Genomic DNA, 19055 nt, shown 5'->3' on the forward strand with positions numbered 1-19055 from the left:
ATTTAAGGCGGGTAATTTGATCTAAAATCATATAGCGAGAGCATCGAGTGGACCGGAAAACCGGTACCCACTTTTCCGCTCGATGCTCTAGAGTATCTTCGCGGCCTAGGTGGACCATAAAATGACTGCTGTATACAACAGTGTCTGGTCTTTTTTGGGCGATTGCCCACGCCCATTTGGGGGCAAATGCTCCCAAAAACCCCTATTTTTTAGCCTAGGGTCTGGGGCCTTTCGGCCCCAGTGGGGGACAGGGCAAAAAAGCCCCGTGACGCCCCTCCCTGTCGTGTAGCATGTGAAATCACCCAACTTGGCGGGAAAGACACTCTAGACGGCAGAAAAAGAATGAAAATCGATTACTCGGCCATGCACCAGAGGCTTACCACCATGGGGGAAGAGGAGAAAATACCCTTCCTCCAGTCCAGTCTTCCCGACCTTTGGTGCGCGGCATACGCAATCCGGTTCCCTGACAGCAATCCGATGTTCATTGACATCAAGTCCTTTCAGGTCATTTTCGACCTTACCTCCAAAGCCGAAGAGCATTCTGCGGACTGGCGGGAAGACCGCGTGATCGCCGTTCATGGGCTTTCTACCCCGCCCCAGACCGGGAGGGACGCGGCACGCATGCGGGGATACCTAGGCAAGACCTACGAAGTCTTTGGCCCAGACACCGACAAGGGGCATTTCATCGCCCATTCCGCAGGGGGAGATGTCTTAGATAGTGTCGCATGGTTTCCCCAAGATCGTCGTCTCAATCGAGGGTGGTCGGAAGAGGGGCGCCAATTTCGAGATATGGAACGCTACTGCGCCAATAACCCCGGCGTCTTCCTATTTTCCCGGCCCCTATACGCGGACCGGACCACGCGCCCATCCCACCTGGAATTCGGCATTCTGCGCGACGGACATTTGGCTATTCGATTATTCAATAACCGCCGCACCCCGGCTACCCCAAGCCCGCCGCCAAGTGGTTATCCCACCGGCTGACCAAGGGGTCATAGCGCTTGAAAACCTGCGCTGTTTCCAACAAACGCACCGCACCATCTCCTCCTGCTCCGACGATCCGCCCATCGGGCAGGGTTCCCAGCGCGCAGAGGTCCGGGGTCTCGCGGTGGCCAAGATATCGGCCATCCCGAGGATCCCACAGCAGCACCGCATTGCCCCGGGGACAGGACAACGCCATCACCGATCCCTCGGCATTTACCGCCACATCGCCGGTGTAGTTCCGACAGCGGACGGTCATGTCCTGGGGCATGTCCAGCAGCATCGGCCTGCCATCCCGGCGAACCACCATGGCCAACGGCGGATAATCCTCCGCCGGTCCCTCGTACTGCAGCGCGGCGCAGAGGGAGCCATCCGGTGCCTCCGCCAAGTGGCGAATACCCAACTGGTGCAGGGAGGGGGCCAACCGGGTGGTCCGGCGGATCTCGCCCGTTGTGGCATCCAGTTCCACCAGGGCCGGATTCATAGTCGGCAGGTTCAGCTTGGTTCGCCCCATGTCCGGATGGGTCAGAATGCCCCCGATGGCGACCCAGACAACCGAGCCGTCAGCCTTCACCAACACGTCATGGGCTCCGACACCTCCGGCGTCCCATTCGGCGACCCGGATGGGCTGGCCTTCCGGCGAGATCTCCCACAAGCCCAGAACGGCCCGCTTCTCATCGAAGGCATTCTCCGTCGTGACCAGACGGCCATCGGGCAGGAAGTCGGCATGGCCCTGGAAGTGGCGCCCGGCGGGGGGAGCCATGGTCGCGAGCACCGCCCCATCATGGCCGTCGAGCACTTCCATCCAGAATCCGGGGCGGCGCGCCACCACCACCGCTTGCGGGTGGTTTGGCCGCCAATGGACGCCATGGGCGCGCCCCGGCATCACGTGACGCCACCGTTCGGCACCATCCGCATCAAGCGCCACGGCGGCGTAGCTGTCGGGGCCGATCCGCCCGGACAAAAGCAAAGTCTCCTCCTCCGGCCTTTTCGCTCGGAGGAGCCCCGGTGTGCCGGTCCCGTTGCCGAGGGCCAGTCCAAGACGCGGAAACAGGGCCGATGTGACAAGCGCGCCGCCCGCCAGGGTCAGCGCAGCGCGGCGATTAATCTCCATCAAGGCTATTGAACCCCATAACAATGTTCAGGGAGGGCGCCACTTTCAGCGCCAGACGGGCTCTCAGGGAATCCAGACGACCGGTCACATCCTCAACCCGGAAGCGGCGGGACAGGTCGCCGACCACGGCGCTCAAGGGGGGATCGATGGCTCCCAACCGATCCTCGATATCCGCCATATCGGCCTGCACCTTGGCATCCAACGCAGCGTCAACCTTGGCCACCTTGGGGCCGAGGGCCAGTTTGTACAGGGCTGAGGAGGCCTTCAGGGTCTCCTCCGCCATCCGCAGGGATTGCCCGGTCTCGGGGGATTCAGCCAAGGTCGGGCGGGCTTTCTTGAAGGAGTCTCCCAAGGGGCGCTCCAATTTCAGATCCTTCACCAGCGCCAACCCCTGGTCAACGGTCGCCAGAAACAGGCTCTCCAGGGCGGCCACGTCCCCCATGGGTCCCTGCCCTTCCGCCGTGGCGGCCAGCCGGTCACGCCAGCCCTTGTCGGGTTTGGTCCAGGCGTCGAGCATGTCCTTGGACATGGTTGTCAGATTGGTGTCGATGGCCTGAGCCAATTTGCAGGCATAGGCGCCCCGCTCATCGGTCCGGGCTGTTTCCGGCTTGGCACCGTCCCGGGGATAAAGCAGCACCGTCAAGGCCGGTAGCCCCTGCACCGAGACGCTGGTTGTGGGGAAGACCGCTTCGGTCAGAAGGGCCTCATTGCGTTGGCGCAGCAGGCCTTCCATCTGGCGCCCCGTGGCATTGGACTTGTCGGGCCAGAACTCGAACCGGGCCCGGTGGTTTTGGTCCTCCACAGGACCAAAGGTATAGGGTTGCAGACGCGCCCAAGCGGCCAATGTGTTCCCCAGGGCCTCGCGGGCCGCCGTGATCTCCGCCTCCGTCGCGCCTTTGCCTTCAGAGCACATGGCATCGATGGTTTGGGACAGGGCCCCGGTCCGGGCCACCAGGGCCTCGTGGGCGGGGATGGTCTCGGAGAGGACGGCCGCCAGTTCGGGCGTCACATCCGCCCCCTTCGCCGAGGTCGACCCCACCGCCGCAGCCAACAATCCCATGATCACGCTGGGGCGAAGCCGACGCCCCAAACCCTTGCGCTTCATCCCCTTTTGGTTCGGAAGCGTGGGTTTGGGTCCCGATTGGTCTTTGGGTGTTTTTGTCAGGGTCATGCTCTTTTTCTTCCAGGGCCGGAGAAAGGTCATCATAGGGATTCAACGAAAGCCACGAGGGCAGCCCGATCTGCGGCGTCCATTCCGCGGAAGGCCTCCCGGGCGGCTTCTCCCTCGCCCCCGTGCCACAGGATGGCCTCGGGGACGGAGCGCGCCCGTCCATCGTGAAGAAGGGAAATCTGGCCGCTCACCTCCTGGGTCAGACCGACCCCCCATAGGGGAGGCGTCCGCCATTCGGATCCACTGGCCCGCCCCTCGGGCCGCCCATCGGCCAGATCCGGCCCCATGTCGTGAAGCAAAAGATCCGTAAAGGGCCAAATGGTCTGCCCGGCCAAGGTCGGGTCAGGATAATCGGTCGCAGTAACTTGGCGGGGCACATGGCAGGCGGGACATCCGGCCTCGGCAAAAAGAACACCCCCGGCACGGACTTGGGGGTCCTCCCCATTCCGCCGGGCGGGAACGGCAATATGGGAGGCGTATTCAACGATCAAGGCCGCCATCTGGCTGGGAATTTCCAACCCCTCGTATTGGGGATCCCCGCCAGTGGGCGCGGCCCGACAGTCTTCCTGGGCCGCCATGCAATCCCCGGCAGGGAAGGAATACAAGGGCGTCGACATTCCGATGTCGCCATTGAACGCGGCCTGACTCTGGGCGTTGACCGTGGGCTCACCCGCTTTCCAGCCGAACCGGCCGAGCCCGGACTCACCCGTCGCCGGATCGGGAATACGTTGGGTCCGTCCGCTGATGCCATCGCCATCCCGGTCCTCGGGATCGGCGCGAGCTTCGAGGGCTTCAGCGGGAATGGCGTCGAGAAGACCGAGGCCGATCATGGGCGGCGCGATCCGGGCACTGGTCAGCATTGCCGGGTCGATGGCCCCGTAGCCGGGGTTGGCAATGGTAAAGCTGGGCTTCCGTAGGGTGATGGTCTCTCCCCCCGCCAGGGTGACCTCCACCGGCTCATAGGTAACGACCGGCTTCCCCTCAGCCTTCAGGCCTTGAATGGCAAATTCCTGGAGCTGGGTGCCCAAGATGGGATGGGGAACAACCTTCAAACGGCCCTCGGCCATGGCGGAGCGTTCTGCGTCCGTCTCTGCCGGCAGGGACAGGCGCAGCAGCATGGAAACGGCATTGGAGGCATCGGCCTCAGGGGGATGCCCCCGGCCATTGCGCAAATGGCATTGGCGGCAGGAGCGGGCATTGTAGAGGGGACCCAAACCATCTGCAGCCTTCGTGGAGGACGGCGCAGAGACCCAGGGACGGGCGAACAGGGCGTTGCCCAGAGTCACATTCATGCGTTGGTCGTCGGTCAGGCCCGGGGTGGTCCGCAGGAAGGCATCCCGGCCAAAGGGGCCGCTGTGCGTGGAGGCTCCCCCCGGGCGGGCGGCGGCCGGATCTGTGAGGAAGGCGGCTGTCTCGCCGGAAAAGGCAACGGATCCGCCCCGGCTCACGCCGATTCCGCTCAGCGCCACAAGGGCGAAGGCGACACCCAGGCCGACTCCGACAATCAGTCCCTGACCTTTCCAACGGCTCCCCATGGTTTCACCACCCGTCATCCAAAGGCACCCAACAAAAACGAAAGACTCGTTAAACGTCAAAAAAGAGTGACGGGCCGCCAACCCCAAGGACATCAGTCCAAGAGACAGCGGCCCGCACCGTTCAGGATGTTAGTTCCCGACAGTTTCCGGAGCGTCCAGGCTGTCGGACCCTTCGAAGGCCGCAGGCGGGATATCCAAGGCAGCGACAACCTTTTCCAAGGTCTTGGTCTGGGCGACCAGGGCATCGACGGCGGCCTGTACCTTGGCGTTTCCAGCCACGTTGCCCATGCCGATCATCTGGTCATAGGCCTCGCCATCCTCAGAGGTGGAGACCAAGGTCGCCATGGCCTCTTCCGTGGCCTCCAGCTTTGCGTCCATTTCGGCCGCCAGAGCCGGGGCCTTCTCCACCACCAACTGGTGCAGGGAGGGGCCGACCAGCACCTTGCCATCGGCCCGGGTGTAGGTGCCGGAATAGACGTTCCGAATGCCCTTGGCATCGTAGTAATGGCTATAAACCGTGTTGTCGGAGAAGCAATCATGCTCTTCTTCGGGGTCATGCAGCATCAGGCCGAGCTTCATCCGCTCGCCGCCCAGCTCGCCATAGGCCAGAGAGCCCATACCCATGACAATGGTGCGCAGCCCCTGACCCGGCCCTTCGGCCAACAGGGCTGTCCGCCCTTCGCCACCGTCTTTCCAGGCTGCGGCCATATATTCCAAATCACTGACCAGCAGATCCGTCGCAGCCTTCAAGTATTCGGCGCGGCGGTCGCAATGGCCGCCGGTGCAGTTGGCCGGATCAAAGTCCGTGGCCGGACGGGCACCCGCACCCGGACCGGTCCCGTTCAGATCCTGACCCCAAAGCAGGAATTCAATGGCATGGTAGCCCGTGGCCACATTGGCCTCGATCCCATCGACTTCATGCAACTGCTCGGAGAGCAGGGCCGGTGTGATCTTGGAGGCATCAATGGTCTTACCCGCAACCTCGACCTTGGGGTTAGCGATCACATTGGCGTCCGCGAAGGGGTTCTCGCCCACATCCGCACCGTAAAGAGCGCCGTCCACGTAATCGATCAGGCCTTCGTCCAGGGGCCAGGCATTCACCTTGCCTTCCCAATCATCGACGATGCCGTTGCCGAACCGATAAACCTCGGACTGCTGATAGGGCACCCGCGCGGCCTTCCACGCCACCTTGGCGGCGGCCAGATTGTCCTCGGTGGGGGCGGCGATCAGCGCGTCCACCTTCTGCTGAAGCACCTTGGCCGTTGCCAAGCTGTCCGCGTAGGTGGCCTCCGCGATCTTGACGTAGGTGTCCAGCACTTCGGCGGGCTCGACGGCCTGGGCGGTCTGGGCGCCAAGGGCCAGCGCCAGGGCGGCGGCGGCGGTCATCGTCTTGAACATACTTCCCCTCATGCGATTCGGGTGGTCGGAGGCGGAAAGGAACCGCTTGGCCCCCTCCCTCGAATGAATGTCCTGAGAGCTTAGAGGGGCAATATATGAAAATGCAAGTGATTTTCATTATCCCCATTCACCCAGAACGCCGAGCCGCACCCTCCCATAACCTTTGGAAACCCAACGACTTCCGGAATGCCCAATCGCTTTATCCGCAATTAATAAGGGGATACTATACTCAAACGCAACGCATTCTCAATGGCAAAAACGTCCTCTTGGACCTCCAAAAAGGTGGGTGAGGAGCACTCCTTCCCGGTCCGATTCATTCAGTCCAAGCTTGCCTTGACCCCACCGCCCCATCCCCTTTTGATACCCATCCGCCTTCTGATCCTTTTCCCCAAAGGGAGTCGCCCCCATGTCCCTGCGTGCCCTCCGCGGTCTGGTCGCCATTGGTCGACACGGTGGATTCGCCCGCGCTGCGGAGGCCCTGGGATTAACCCAGGCCACCATCAGTCTGCGGGTAAAGCAGTTGGAAGAAGACCTGCGCGTTCCCCTCTTCGACCGGAGCGCGCGCAGCCCCCAATTGACGGAGGCCGGATTGACCGTCCTGCGCCGGGCGGAGACCATTCTGACCCTTTACGACAATCTGGCCACGGAGCTGTCCGGCGACGGCCCCCTGACCGGCACCCTGGACATCGGCACCATCCAGACCCTGCAATCGGGCTTTCTCCCTCAGGTTCTGGCGACCTACCGGACCGACCATCCCGCTGTCATTCCCCGGGTTTTCAGTGGCATGTCAAACGAGCTGTCCCAAAAGGTCGAACAGGGAGAGTTGGACATGGCCCTGTTGACCGCCCCACCCCGCCCGCCCTCGGATCGGTTGCGTTTCGTCGAATTGTTCCGGGAGCCCTTCTATGTCCTCGCCCCCCTATCCGACGCGGGGAAGGGGGACGTCGACTTGCTGTCCAGTCGTCCCCTCATCCGCATGGACAAAATCGCCTGGGCTGGCCGTCTCATCGACCAGAGCTTGAAGGATCGAGACCTGTTCCCCCAGGAAACCATGCTGCTGAATACCCTGACCGGCACCCGCGACATGGTGGCCAGTGGCCTGGGCGTGGCCATCGTGCCCCTGAACGCCCAACGCAAAGCGGAAACCGAGAGTCAATGTTGGCTCACCCCCTTCGGTGATCCCCCTTTGACCCGGGGCCTCGGCATGCTCGAGCGGGTGGACCACCCCCGCCGCCGCCTGACCGCCACCCTGCTGGAGCTGATGCAGAAGCGTCTCGCCGAGGAAAGTCCTCCCCCGGCTCCACCCTGAGCATCAGCACGCCCCTCGGACTCGACAGCGGCCCGCTCGACGGGCGAATATCCCCACGGGAGTGCCAGAGGCCACGTTGGCCTCGGGGCACTCTGAACCGTATATATACTCTGTGTCCTTGAAAATCCGGAACCCCTGCTTCGCAGTTCCTGGGCTCTGCCCAGACCCGCAAAGGGTCACGGACCCTTTGATCCCTTTGGTCAAAAAACGAGTGGGGGTCCGGGGCCTCAGGCCCCGCGTTTTTCGGTTTTTCAAGGAGACGGGGTATAATTAAAGTGAAATGGGGACGCCAGGATGGGGAGGTGTCGCCACGTCGAAAAGCAGATTTGGGGGGACAATCACCATGTCGATTATGGACGCTGACGCCTGGGCGGACCGCCGGTACTACGGCGGTGATCTGCCTGCTGAAGCCGAACGGGAAATTCATCTGGCCGGACTGGCCTGGGAAGACCCCGATGCAGTAGACAGCCACCTCGCGGCGGCCATGGCCCTGGCACCGGGACATTTGGCCGTGCATCTCGCCCATTACAAATCCCTGTTCTACCGCCACCGCCACTTGGACGCCGCCCCCCACGCCCTGGCCGTCGTTGGTATCAAGGGGCGGGAATTGGGTCTCTGCCAGGATTGGCGATTGGTGGAGCCCGGCGACGCCGCCTTCGACAGCCTGGAGCCCGCCCCCCGACTCTATGTTTTTTCCCTGGCGGCCTATGGCTATGTCCTGCTGCGTGGGGGCGAGGTCGAGGAAGGCCGCATCGCCCTGTCCCAGGCCGCAAAACTGGATTTCTCCGGTCAGACAGGTGCCCAAGCGGTACTCGACCTGCTCGACCGGGGCCAGGAGGAGGATTAGGGCATTCGATAACCACTTTTTGTCGATGGCCCCGCCACAGTACCCAAGGATATGGCTGGCCCGCGTTTTTCTCATGGGCTCGAAGCTTGGATTCGCTTTGCATCCGCGCCAAGTTTCGTTTATAGCCGACCAACCCGCTGGGGGTATATTTGGTGTCCGGGGCCAGGGGCCGGCGTTCGGGCACTCCCACTTCGATGGTCAAGGCTGATCCGCGTGCTGGCGTTTTCCGTTCCGACGGACCAGGACAGGGGATCGAAGCAGGGGCCGTTGTCTGATACGCCGCCATCCGGCGACATCCGAAATCTCGAGCGCCAATTCAGGCCGCATCGAGGTTTCAGGAGTCCAAGGGAAGAGCGGAAGGGGTTTCAAGGAAGACCATGAGCAATCTGTTGAAGGAAACCGTGACCGACGTCCACCATTGGACCGACACGCTGTTCAGCTTCAAGACCACCCGAGACCAGGGGTTCCGATTTGACAATGGCCAATTCACCATGGTCGGCCTGGAAGTGGAAGGGCGCCCCCTGTTGCGTGCCTATTCCATCGTCAGTGCCAATCATGAGGAAAACCTGGAGTTCTTCTCCATCAAGGTCCCAAATGGCCCTCTGACCTCCCGTCTGCAGCACATCAAAATCGGCGACGAAGTCCTGATCAGCAAAAAGCCCACGGGCACGCTGGTTGTGGACAATCTGTTGCCGGGCAAGGTGCTGTGGCTGCTGGGAACCGGCACGGGCCTCGCGCCTTTCATGTCCATCATCAAGGACCCCGAGGTCTATGAGCGTTACGAAAAAGTGGTGCTGATGCACGGTTGCCGATTCGTTGCCGAACTGGCCTATGTGGAAGAGATCACCAAAGACCTGCCGGGGAACGAGTATTTTGGCGAGATGGTCGCTGAAAAACTGCTTTACTATCCAACCGTTACCCGCGAGCCCTTCCGCAATCAAGGACGGATTACCACCCTGATTGAAACCGGAAAAGTCAGCGCCGACCTGGGCCTCCCCCCCTTCTCCGCCGAGAACGACCGGGTGATGCTCTGTGGTAGCCCGGCTATGCTCGACGACATGACCTCCTGGTTGGAGGACAACGGCTTCAAGGAAGGCAGCAACAACGATCCAGGACATTACGTGATCGAAAAGGCCTTTGTCGAAAAATAGGGACGGAAACACGCCATCCCAAAAAAGAGAAGGCCCGCTCTTCCCTATCGGAAGGCGGGCTTTTTTTTATAACGGCTCAATACCAGAGCATCGCCAGGGCGGACCCCGTCAGCCCGTGGTGCCGGAACGGATGACGTTATCCTCGGCTTGACCTGTGTCTGCGTCAGATGCCCCGGCTTGGGCCGCCAGGGCACGGGCCAGTTGGCTCAAAGCTTCCTGGTGGCGCTCGTTCTGAATCAGCGCAAAATTGCGGGCCAACTCCAGACACATGCGCTGACGTGAACTCACATTTTCCGGCGGGTCGTCATCCAGCCCTTCAAAGAAGTAGTTCACCGGCACGCTCAGCACCTGTCCGATCTCGTACAGCCGACCCGCTGAAATCCGATTGATTCCCCGTTCGTACTTGTGGGCTTGCTGATAGGTGACCCCGATCATATCAGCCATTTGTTGCTGAGACAGCCCCAGCATGACCCGCCGCTCCCGAATCCGCTTGCCCACATGACGATCAGCATCGCTGGCACGACTCGTCCCCGCTGTGGAACGCTCTAGCAGAGTTACTCTATCCATTTTACTCCATACCCCCTTAGACAAATGAGCGGACCACCTCCACCCCACCCGGTGCTCACACCTTTCCAGATGTGTTACATCAAATAATCCTTAGAGTATCCCGTGGACTGGAAAACCGGTTCCGACTTTTCCGCACGATACTCTAGAGTAAAATGGGACCAGTTTGAGCCAAGCTGATCCGGTTTCACTCTACTTCTACAGATCTCGGAGCACTCTAGAAGTCAATTGGACTTCTGTTTGTGCGAAGAGCACACTTGAACAACCAAAACGAGAAACAATCAAACTAGAGTTACGCTGAACTGCCACGCTGGGCAACCCAGAGCCCCCCAGTCCGATAGACCCTCGAAATGGAACGCTTCACCTCTGGCAAATCATAGTAAGCGATAGATCTGAATTCACTTAGAGAAAATTTTTAGCAAATCACTCTTACAGAATGAACCAAATGGGGAGGCCGCTCAAAAAAAATCCCAGTAAATTGCGTTCTAGAATGTCTTTAATATTAGAAAATTGTAAAAAACCACCGATCAAGACACAGAATCCGCCAAAGATCGAAGCCCATTCCTCACCGATACTCTGGCGATTAGAGCATCTTGTCCGATTCACAGCATTGTACACGACAGGGGATGTTTTCCAGTTACGGGGCTTTGCCCCGTCCCCCACTGGGGCCGAAAGGCCCCAGACCCCAGGCATTTATTCGCCGAAAGGCCCCAGACCTCGGGCTAAAAAAAAAGGGGGGGGGTGGGGGCAAATGCCCCCAAATGGGCTTGGGCAATCGCCCAAAAAAGACAAGACACAGTCCTGTACTGGAGAGTCACAAATCAGGCCTCCAGGTCTACCCGTCCAGGGTAGCCATCTCGAACAAGCACCTGCACCGCGCCCTGAAGCCCCTTCTGAGAGGAGGGGCGCCCCACCGCATCCCGAACGAAATCATAGAGCTGCGAGACGACGCGCCGGGCCAGGGCCGAAATGCCTTGAACAGCGCCCGAACCTTCGGCCTCGGCGCTGCCCGTTAAGGCCTCGGGTGTGACCTCTTGAGCAATCCTTTGAGCCTGAAAGGCCGTTGCTCGCCCCTTTCCACCAAGGGCATTGACGCCTTTGGTCCCACCCTCCCCAGCGGACACAGTCTGATGGGAAGGGGGCGCAGAGCTCTCTGCCGTTGCTTGAGAGTTTTCGGAGGCATCCGTATCCCCCCGACTTTCGATCCCCGGTCCCCGGGATTTCGTCCGTTCGATGCCGCGAGAGCGGCCCCCTTGGAGGGGTTCGCCCACCGCCTGCTGAAAGGCCAGAGTCCCATCCGCAGCCCGCCGGACGGCGGCGACCTGGGTCGCATCCGGCGATGAGGCCTGACCGGCAGGTAAGGGAGCGGAAGCACTCGACCCGGCCACGCCACCACGTCCTGCGCCGGAAGCCAGCACGTCACGAATGGTCGATCCCAATCCATTAACCTGGAGCATGACACCCTTCCCAGGGAAACCATCCCGTAACTCGCATCTCTCGCCTTGAACTACGGGAGACTTTCTGGACCCGATTGGTTCACTGCAATCCAGAAGCCGGGTGATTCAGGACGGATCCCCCTCCCAGCCTTGAGAAGGATATATTAACGCGCAGAAAGGAAAAAAGAAACAAATCAATCACGAGGAGAACACCCCCCCACGCGATTACCCGTTTTCCTTGGTCCCCATCAGCTTGTCCAGCTTCTGCTGCATCGCAGAAATTTCTTCCTTCAGGGCATCAACGTCTTTTGCTTCGTCCTTGGGTCCTTCCTCCTTGGATGAGGACTGAGCCGACTTTTTCATCTGGTCGATCTGGAAGGGATTGAACATGTTCATGGCGTTCTCAAAAAACGCCATATTCTGCTTGTTCACTTCCTCGAAATTCTGGAAGGGGAAGAGACCATCCAAAGCGCTGGTCATCATGCCGCGCATCTGTTCCTCATTCCGGGCAAAGGACTGCATGGAATATTCCAGATACTGGGGCACCACCCCCCCAAGGCTGTCCCCGTAAAAGCCGATGAGTTGGCGCAGGAAACCAATGGGCAGTAAGTTTTGCCCCTTGTTTTCCTCTTCCACGATGATCTGGGTCAGGACAGAACGGGTGATATCATCCCCCGACTTGGCGTCAAAGACGACGAAGTCCGTATTCTCCTTGACCATTTGAGCCAAGTGGTCGAGCGTGACATAACTGCTGGTAGCCGTGTTATACAGACGGCGATTGGCATATTTTTTAATTGTGATCGGCGCGTCTGCGCCTCCGGACTTGGTTCCCTTAGACGTCATACGGCCTCATCCCTTTCCGCCGGAAATCCACGCCATGCGGATCCCCATTCTTGGACCATACCCACCGTTCGAACCCAGCGCACCGGGTGGGGCACCGGGCTGGACTCCAAACGGGTCATGCCCCCTTTCTGGACCATGCGTCGGTTCACCTCCGGACGGGGCCGGATCGGACCACGCTTTAGCCCTTCGCAATGCAAGAATAGCGCGGGAAGGCCATAACAAGCCAGGGGAAAGAACCGATTTATTCGACTGGAACCAGACCTTGGTGCCAACAACCGACAATTCATGGGAGGAAAAGGATGAGCGACCAGACCGATGGACCAAAGGGGTCCGGAAGCACCCGAAGCGGACAAGACGACCCTCCGGACATGGAAACACTCGCCAAACGCTATATGGAGTTGTGGGGCAAGCAGGTCTCCGCCATGGCTGCGGATCCTGGCCTTGCCGAAGCCATGTCAAAAACCATGGACTTCATGGCCGAAACCGCGAAGTCCGGGGGACGGATGCCTCCGGGCATGTCCCCTGGGCCGGGCATGCCCCCTGGAATGACACCAAACGGGGCTTCAGCCAATGACGCAACACCACCCGACACCGACAGCGCAGCGCCTGGGTCCGCGACCACTGGCCCTGCATCTGGCCCTTCAGGGGCTGACATGGATGGGTTGGCCGAACGGATTGATTCCCTTGACCGCCGGGTTGCCCTCCTCGAAGCCGCCTTGGGCGGCATCCTCGCCCAGTCAGGACGGCGCAACGGCGATTGACCCACCCGAAGAGCTGGCTGACCGGCTGAGGCAGGCCATGGGCGAAACCCGGCGGTCGGAGCTGATCGCCGCCCTCGACCGGGAAGCGCGGCGGCGCATGGACCGCTTCCTGGCCGGGGTCGAGGCCTACCACGCCCACCCCTACCGTCGGCCCCTGGAGGACCCCCCACCGATCTGGCAGTCAGGAACGACAGGGTTGAGGGACTATGGAGGCTTCCTGAACGCACCGCCAATCCTGATGATCCCCTCGCTGATCAACCGCGCCCAGGTTCTGGACCTGACGCCCGGACGGTCCCTGTGCCGCCATTTGGCGGACCGGGGGCACCGCCCCTTCCTGGTAGACTGGGGCCTTCCCGGCGAGGAAGAACGGTCCTTCTCCATCGGAGACTATGTCTTGCGCCGCCTGGAACCGATTCTGGAAGCGGTCATCGAACGAACCGGACGACGGCCCGTCCTTCTAGGGTATTGCATGGGCGGATTGCTGGCCATGGCCCTGGCGCAGCGGCAATCGGACCGCATCCGCGGCCTGGCCCTGTTGGCCACGCCCTGGGATTTCGAGGCCGGAGACAGCGGCTTGATCGCCCTGTCCCGCGCCCTGGCCCCACTGGTTCACCGCTTCGCCGACCGGGAAGAAGCTGTGCCTGCGGATCTGGTCCAACTGCCCTTTTCTCTGCTCGACCCCCTCGCCCTGGCTCGCAAATATGAGAGCTTTGGCCACCTTGACCCCCAGACCCCCCGTGCCCTGGATTTCATGGCCGTGGAGGATTGGCTGAACGACGGCGTTCCCCTGGCCGGTCCCGCAGCCCGGGAGGCCCTGGACCGCTGGTATATGGGCAATGAAACGGCCCGGGGGACCTGGGATGTGGGTGGACAAGTCATCACCCCGAAGGCCTTGACGGCGCCCAGTCTGGTCATCATTCCCGAACGGGACCGAATCGTCCCCCCCGAATCGGCCCTGGCCCTGGCCCAAGCCCTTCCCGGAGCGCATGTCCGAACCGTTCCCTTGGGTCATGTGGGCATGGTCGTCGGGCGGCAAGCCGTCGCCCGGGTCCATCGGCCCATCCGCCATTGGCTGGACAAGCTCTCCCAGGATTAACCCCCCTCTCAGCGCCTCTAAAACCAATGGAATGAAAGTGAAACGGGGCCAGCTTGACTCAAGCTGATCCCGTTTCACCTAGAGTATTCCGAGATCAAGTTGGGTCGCTTCGCGACCAAACTTGGCCTCGAAGATACTCTAAAACTTATAGAATGAGAGTGAAACCGGGCCAGCTTGACTCAAGCTGATCCCGTTTCACTCTAGCCACACAACAGACGATCGCTTGACGGGCCAGGGAAATCCCCCTCTTGCCGGTTTGCCACCAGGATCGAATGTTACTGAAGGAAAAATTCACTGACTTTCCCCGAGAGGTTTGCGCACCGCAACGGGGATGCTTAGAGTACCACTATGAAAAGCGCTCCATCACCCCATCGAAGGACAGTATTTGATGGAGAGAGGGAGGCTCTACCTCAGCCCTGCGCGCTCGGCCAAAGGGGTTGAGGGATCAAAAAGCAAGGGGCGACTTCCGGAAGTCGCCCGCGTTTACCAACGCATGGAGAGAAAACGTCATGACCGATATCGTCATCGCCGGCGCCGCTCGGACGCCCGTGGGGGCCTTCAATGGCGCCCTGAGCGGCGTCCCCGCCCACTTCCTGGGCGAAGTCGCCATCCGCGAGGCATTGATCCGCGCGAAGACTGAAGCTGGCGAGGTGGACGAAGTGGTGTTGGGGCAGATCCTCACCGCAGCCCAAGGCCAGAACCCGGCCCGTCAAGCCGCCGTCAACGCCGGGATCCCGGTGGAAAAGACCGCCTATGGCATCAACCAGCTCTGCGGTTCGGGTCTGCGGACCGTCGCGTTGGGCTTCCAGGCGATCCGCAATGGCGACGCCGACGTGGTGGTCGCCGGTGGCCAGGAAAGCATGAGCCAAGCCCCCCACGCCTCCTACCTGCGCTCCGGCGTGAAAATGGGACCGACCGAAATGGTTGACACCATGATCAAGGACGGCCTGTGGTGCGCTTTCAACGGCTACCACATGGGCACCACTGCGGAGAACGTGGCCGAACAGTTCCAGATCACCCGCGAGGAGCAGGACACCTTCGCCGCCGGATCCCAGAACAAGGCCGAAGCCGCCATGGCTGCGGGCCGCTTCAAGGACGAAATCACCCCGGTGACCATCAAGGGCCGCAAGGGCGACACCATCGTCGACACCGATGAATACCCCAAGGCAGGCGTCACCGCCGAGGGTCTGGCCAAGCTGCGCCCGGCCTTTTCCAAGACCGGCACGGTCACGGCGGGCAATGCGTCAGGCATCAACGACGGCGCCGCCGCCCTGGTGCTGATGAGCGACGCCAATGCCGCCAAACGCGGCGTGACCCCGCTGGCCCGCATCGTGTCCTGGGCGACCATGGGCGTTGATCCCTCCATCATGGGCACCGGCCCGATCCCGGCCTCTCGCAAGGCGTTGGAGAAGGCAGGGTGGACCGTCGACGACCTCGACCTGATCGAGGCCAACGAGGCCTTCGCCGCCCAAGCCCTGTCCGTGAACAAGACCTTGGGCTGGGATCCGGCCAAGGTCAACGTGAACGGTGGCGCCATCGCCCTCGGCCACCCGGTTGGTGCCTCCGGCGCCCGCTGCGCCGTAACCCTGCTGCACGAAATGATCAAGCGCGACGCGAAAAAAGGTCTGGTCACCCTATGCATCGGCGGCGGCATGGGTATCGCCATGTGTGTGGAACGCTAGAGAAAGAAGACGCGCATCGGCCCGTCAAACGGTCGACGCCAGACGGGGAGCACCATGGGTGTCTCCCCTGAAAAAAGCACCTTTGGGCGCGGGGGACAGGATCGAGAGAGCCGCCCCCGCATCCACCATCCAACCCGATCGACCGCCCGGGTCGTCGACTCCCCCTGTCGCCTGACGAAAAGGTCACCGACCCTTCGGAAAAATCACCGGAATTCCGTCCCGGACTTTTCCCGCTGGACGACCCATGGTAACAATCGATCTTCTCGGGTTGGAAGTCGCGAAATAATCAGTAATGAAATCAGCGTTTGGAGGAATGAAAATGTCTAAGGGGCGTGTTGCTTTGGTTACCGGTGGAACGCGTGGTATTGGCGCGGCCATCAGCACGGCGTTGCGCGATGCGGGCTACACCGTCGCAGCGAACTATGCGGGGAATGATACGGCAGCCGAGCGTTTCAAGGATGAAACGGGTATCGCCGTCTACAAATTCGACGTGTCGAACTTCGACATGGTCAAGGAAAACGTGGCCAAGATCACCGAAGAGTTGGGGCCGATCGACGTTGTGGTCAACAACGCCGGAATCACCCGGGATGGCACCCTGCACCGCATGAGCCCGGACCAGTGGGAGGCGGTGATCCAGACCAACCTGTCCTCCTGTTACAACCTCTCGCGCTGTGTCATCGAAAGCATGCGCGAGCGGAATTTCGGCCGTATCGTGAACATCGGCTCCATCAATGGTCAGGCAGGTCAGTACGGTCAGGTGAACTATGCTGCGGCCAAGTCGGGCATTCATGGCTTCACCAAGGCGCTGTCCCAGGAAGGGGCGGCCAAAGGCATTACCGTGAACGCCATTGCCCCGGGTTACGTGGACACCGACATGGTCCGCGCCGTGCCCCCCAACGTGCTGGAAAAGATCATCGCCAAGATCCCCATGGGCCGCCTGGGCCGGGCCGAGGACATCGCGCGCGGTGTGCTCTTCCTGGTGGCCGATGAAGCCGACTTCATCACCGGTGCAACCCTGTCGATCAATGGCGGTCAACACATGTACTAGAGTGTTCCGAGATCAAGTTGGGCCATTTCATGGCCACGGTCCACGACAGCCTGTGTTTTCCGTCACGGGGCTTTGCCCCGTCCCCCACTGGGGCCGAAAGGCCCCAGACCCCAAGCTTTTATTTGTAAAAGAAAAATGGGGGTTTGGGGGCATTGGCCCCCAAATGGGCTTGGGCTATCGCCCAAAAAACACGAGAGACTGTCGCGTATTGTGTTTCATGGCCTAACTTGGCCTCGAAGACACTCTAGATCACGATGAAATGAGGTCTGATCAACCGGTTTTCATAACCGTGATCTAAATTATATGGTTAAAGCGGAATGAGACGGAAACCCGCGACACACTTTTCCTCAATCCGCACCCGACTAGAGCATCGAGCGGAAAAGTGGGTACCAGTTTTCCGGTCCACTCGATGCTCTAACTATATGATTTTAGATCAAACCGCCTTAAATCGATTCCGATTTAAGGCGGTTTGATCTAGTCCTCGCGCCCCTTCGGTCTCTTTCCCCAAGGGGTTTGGTGGACATAGGGTCACCCCCGCCCCCAAAGGCGGGGGTTTTTATTTTCCTCTTTTTTTCTGGCCTGATGTCTTCAGGGAACCGTCGGCGGGTGAAGGCGTTTCCTCCATGTTGGATTTCCCAAAACGAGTCCGAACGCTCTACAGGATTCGTTGGACCAGAAGGAAGACCGTCATGATCGCCCCGATCCGCCATACCGCATCCACCCTGGCCCTTGCCGCGGCCCTGTGCCTTGGCGGCGGCATTTCCCTCAGCACAGCCGCACTGGCCCAAACGCCCTCCCCCTACAATCAGGCTGATGGGGTCCCTGCGCCTTCAAACGTGACCTCTTCCGCCCTGGACGACTTGGCCAACCGGCTGGCAATCGACAGCCCCAACGCCGCTCGGCGCGCTCTGCAGGACCTTTCCGCTTCGCCTGGAACGCAACGGGCCGGTGGCCTCGTGGCCTGGACCAAGCAGAGGATCGACCTTTGGGAGAACGCCCGGTCTTCGGGCACTCCTCAGGAAGCTCGACTGCATGCCAGGGAAACCCTGGCTGGACTGGAAGGGTTACGGGGGCTTCAAGGCGCCACCGACTTGGGCCTGAACCAATTGGTCGTTCTGTTTAATGACGCGGGCACAGCCAAGTTGACCGATCCAGACGCCAATGCCGTCCTGGGTGCCCTTGCCGCTTTACTTCAAAGCAACGGAACCCGAATCCTGATCACCGGTTACGCCACAGACGAAGAGATGAAGACCGGAGACAAAGCACTTCCCCGGACCGCCGACCTGGCCTTGGAACGGGCGCGTTTCGCTGCTTGGCGTCTGAGGGACCTTGGCGTTCCTGCGGATCGGATCGCGCTGTCTGGGCAGGTCGATCAGACCGCCGAGATCATGCCCATCCCCGGCGACCCCTTGCCCGACCCCTTGGGCCACCGGGTTGAACTCTTCTTGGAAGATCCGGCTGTCGCAAGCGCTCCCCCTCCGACTGCGGAGGGAGCGCCTTTGGTGGCCCAAATCCCACAGTCCATGACGGGCGTGGACTCGCAGAAATAGGACGTTATCGGGACACGCGCAAAAGAGCCGCATCCCCCTGCAATAAGACCTGTCGTTGCCGCTTTTCCCTTGAAAAGCCGACAGGGCCCCAACCATGATGTCCTCTCCCCTGCAAACAAGGGGAACGCCCGAGCAGGGATCGTTCCCGGAGAGGATAATCATGTATGAAGAAACCACACGGGATGTGATCATCCGGGTGGAACCCCGTTATCTACCGGACCAATCCACCCCCGACCAGGGGCAATACGTCTGGGCCTACCATGTGACCATTGTCAACGGCGGCTCCAGACCGGTTCAACTGCTGCGCCGCCACTGGATCATAACGGATTCCCTGGGGCGTACCCAAGAGGTCGAAGGGGCCGGTGTGGTTGGCGAAACGCCCACTCTCAGCCAAGGAGAGCAGTTCGAGTATACATCCGGCACCCCCTTGGCAACGGCCTCAGGCTTCATGGGTGGAACCTACCTGTTCCGGGACCTGGACAGTGGCGAGGATTTCCGCGCGACCATTCCGTCTTTCAGTCTGGACAGCCCCCATGCGACCGGCGCCGTTCACTGATTCCGACTGACATCGG

Annotated in this window: 17 protein-coding genes; 10 read left to right on the forward strand and 7 right to left on the reverse strand. The window is 60.9% G+C overall.

Features of this window, described 5'->3' with window-relative positions:
- Positions 1-342: 342 nt before the first annotated feature.
- Positions 343-981, forward strand: coding sequence for a hypothetical protein (locus ACLIRY_RS12030; RefSeq protein ID WP_413205630.1), 639 nt, complete (start codon positions 343-345; stop codon positions 979-981).
- Here the strand turns inward: ACLIRY_RS12030 and ACLIRY_RS12035 are convergent.
- From ACLIRY_RS12035 to ACLIRY_RS12050, 4 genes are all read right to left on the reverse strand, one after another.
- Complete coding sequence (locus ACLIRY_RS12035) at positions 941-2092, reverse strand: DUF1513 domain-containing protein (RefSeq protein ID WP_413205631.1); 1152 nt, start codon at positions 2090-2092, stop codon at positions 941-943. The genes ACLIRY_RS12030 and ACLIRY_RS12035 overlap by 41 nt on opposite strands.
- Positions 2082-3263, reverse strand: coding sequence for an imelysin family protein (locus ACLIRY_RS12040; protein ID WP_413205632.1), 1182 nt, complete (start codon positions 3261-3263; stop codon positions 2082-2084). The genes ACLIRY_RS12035 and ACLIRY_RS12040 overlap by 11 nt, the downstream gene beginning before the upstream one ends.
- Before the next feature lie 32 nt (positions 3264-3295).
- Positions 3296-4816 carry a di-heme oxidoredictase family protein gene (locus ACLIRY_RS12045; protein ID WP_413205633.1) on the reverse strand — a complete coding sequence of 507 codons (1521 nt, stop codon included), beginning with the start codon at positions 4814-4816 and terminating at the stop codon, positions 3296-3298.
- Between the two features lie 111 nt (positions 4817-4927).
- Positions 4928-6196: an imelysin family protein gene (locus ACLIRY_RS12050; RefSeq protein WP_413205634.1), complete on the reverse strand. Its 1269-nt coding sequence runs from the start codon at positions 6194-6196 to the stop codon at positions 4928-4930.
- Positions 6197-6602: 406 nt separating this feature from the next.
- Here ACLIRY_RS12050 and ACLIRY_RS12055 point away from each other — a divergent pair, with 406 nt between their 5' ends.
- The 3 genes from ACLIRY_RS12055 to ACLIRY_RS12065 all read left to right on the forward strand — a co-directional run bounded on the left by ACLIRY_RS12055 (position 6603) and on the right by ACLIRY_RS12065 (position 9503).
- Positions 6603-7505, forward strand: coding sequence for a LysR family transcriptional regulator (locus ACLIRY_RS12055; RefSeq protein WP_413205635.1), 903 nt, complete (start codon positions 6603-6605; stop codon positions 7503-7505).
- 343 nt (positions 7506-7848) lie between these two features.
- Positions 7849-8352 carry a hypothetical protein gene (locus ACLIRY_RS12060; RefSeq protein ID WP_413205636.1) on the forward strand — a complete coding sequence of 168 codons (504 nt, stop codon included), beginning with the start codon at positions 7849-7851 and terminating at the stop codon, positions 8350-8352.
- Positions 8353-8729: 377 nt separating this feature from the next.
- Complete coding sequence (locus ACLIRY_RS12065) at positions 8730-9503, forward strand: ferredoxin--NADP reductase (RefSeq protein WP_413205637.1); 774 nt, start codon at positions 8730-8732, stop codon at positions 9501-9503.
- Positions 9504-9611: 108 nt separating this feature from the next.
- On the opposite strand, the gene ACLIRY_RS12070 is transcribed toward ACLIRY_RS12065, so the two are convergent.
- From ACLIRY_RS12070 to phaR, 3 genes are all read right to left on the reverse strand, one after another.
- Positions 9612-10070, reverse strand: coding sequence for a helix-turn-helix domain-containing protein (locus ACLIRY_RS12070; protein WP_413205638.1), 459 nt, complete (start codon positions 10068-10070; stop codon positions 9612-9614).
- An 818-nt stretch (positions 10071-10888) separates the two neighbouring features.
- Positions 10889-11524: a hypothetical protein gene (locus ACLIRY_RS12075; RefSeq protein ID WP_413205639.1), complete on the reverse strand. Its 636-nt coding sequence runs from the start codon at positions 11522-11524 to the stop codon at positions 10889-10891.
- Between the two features lie 204 nt (positions 11525-11728).
- Positions 11729-12346, reverse strand: a complete 618-nt coding sequence (gene phaR, locus ACLIRY_RS12080; protein WP_413205640.1) for a polyhydroxyalkanoate synthesis repressor PhaR — start codon at positions 12344-12346, stop codon at positions 11729-11731.
- Between the two features lie 299 nt (positions 12347-12645).
- On the opposite strand from phaR, the gene ACLIRY_RS12085 reads away from it, so the two are divergent.
- From ACLIRY_RS12085 to apaG, 6 genes are all read left to right on the forward strand, one after another.
- Positions 12646-13107, forward strand: coding sequence for a hypothetical protein (locus tag ACLIRY_RS12085; RefSeq protein WP_413205641.1), 462 nt, complete (start codon positions 12646-12648; stop codon positions 13105-13107).
- A complete protein-coding gene (locus ACLIRY_RS12090; RefSeq protein ID WP_413205642.1) occupies positions 13031-14203 on the forward strand; it encodes an alpha/beta fold hydrolase in 1173 nt (390 codons plus the stop codon). Before ACLIRY_RS12085 ends, ACLIRY_RS12090 begins: the two co-directional genes overlap by 77 nt.
- 509 nt (positions 14204-14712) lie before the next feature.
- Positions 14713-15885 (forward strand): acetyl-CoA C-acetyltransferase, encoded by a 1173-nt coding sequence (locus ACLIRY_RS12095; protein ID WP_413205643.1) that lies wholly within the window; start codon positions 14713-14715, stop codon positions 15883-15885.
- 319 nt (positions 15886-16204) lie between these two features.
- Positions 16205-16933 (forward strand): acetoacetyl-CoA reductase, encoded by a 729-nt coding sequence (gene phbB, locus ACLIRY_RS12100; RefSeq protein ID WP_413205644.1) that lies wholly within the window; start codon positions 16205-16207, stop codon positions 16931-16933.
- A 689-nt stretch (positions 16934-17622) separates the two neighbouring features.
- Positions 17623-18483, forward strand: a complete 861-nt coding sequence (locus tag ACLIRY_RS12105; protein ID WP_413205645.1) for an OmpA family protein — start codon at positions 17623-17625, stop codon at positions 18481-18483.
- Positions 18484-18643: 160 nt separating this feature from the next.
- Positions 18644-19039, forward strand: coding sequence for a Co2+/Mg2+ efflux protein ApaG (gene apaG / locus ACLIRY_RS12110; protein ID WP_413205646.1), 396 nt, complete (start codon positions 18644-18646; stop codon positions 19037-19039).
- Positions 19040-19055: the final 16 nt, after the last annotated feature.

This window comes from Rhodospirillum sp. A1_3_36 (genome assembly GCF_047263945.1).
GTDB lineage: Bacteria > Pseudomonadota > Alphaproteobacteria > Rhodospirillales > Rhodospirillaceae > Rhodospirillum.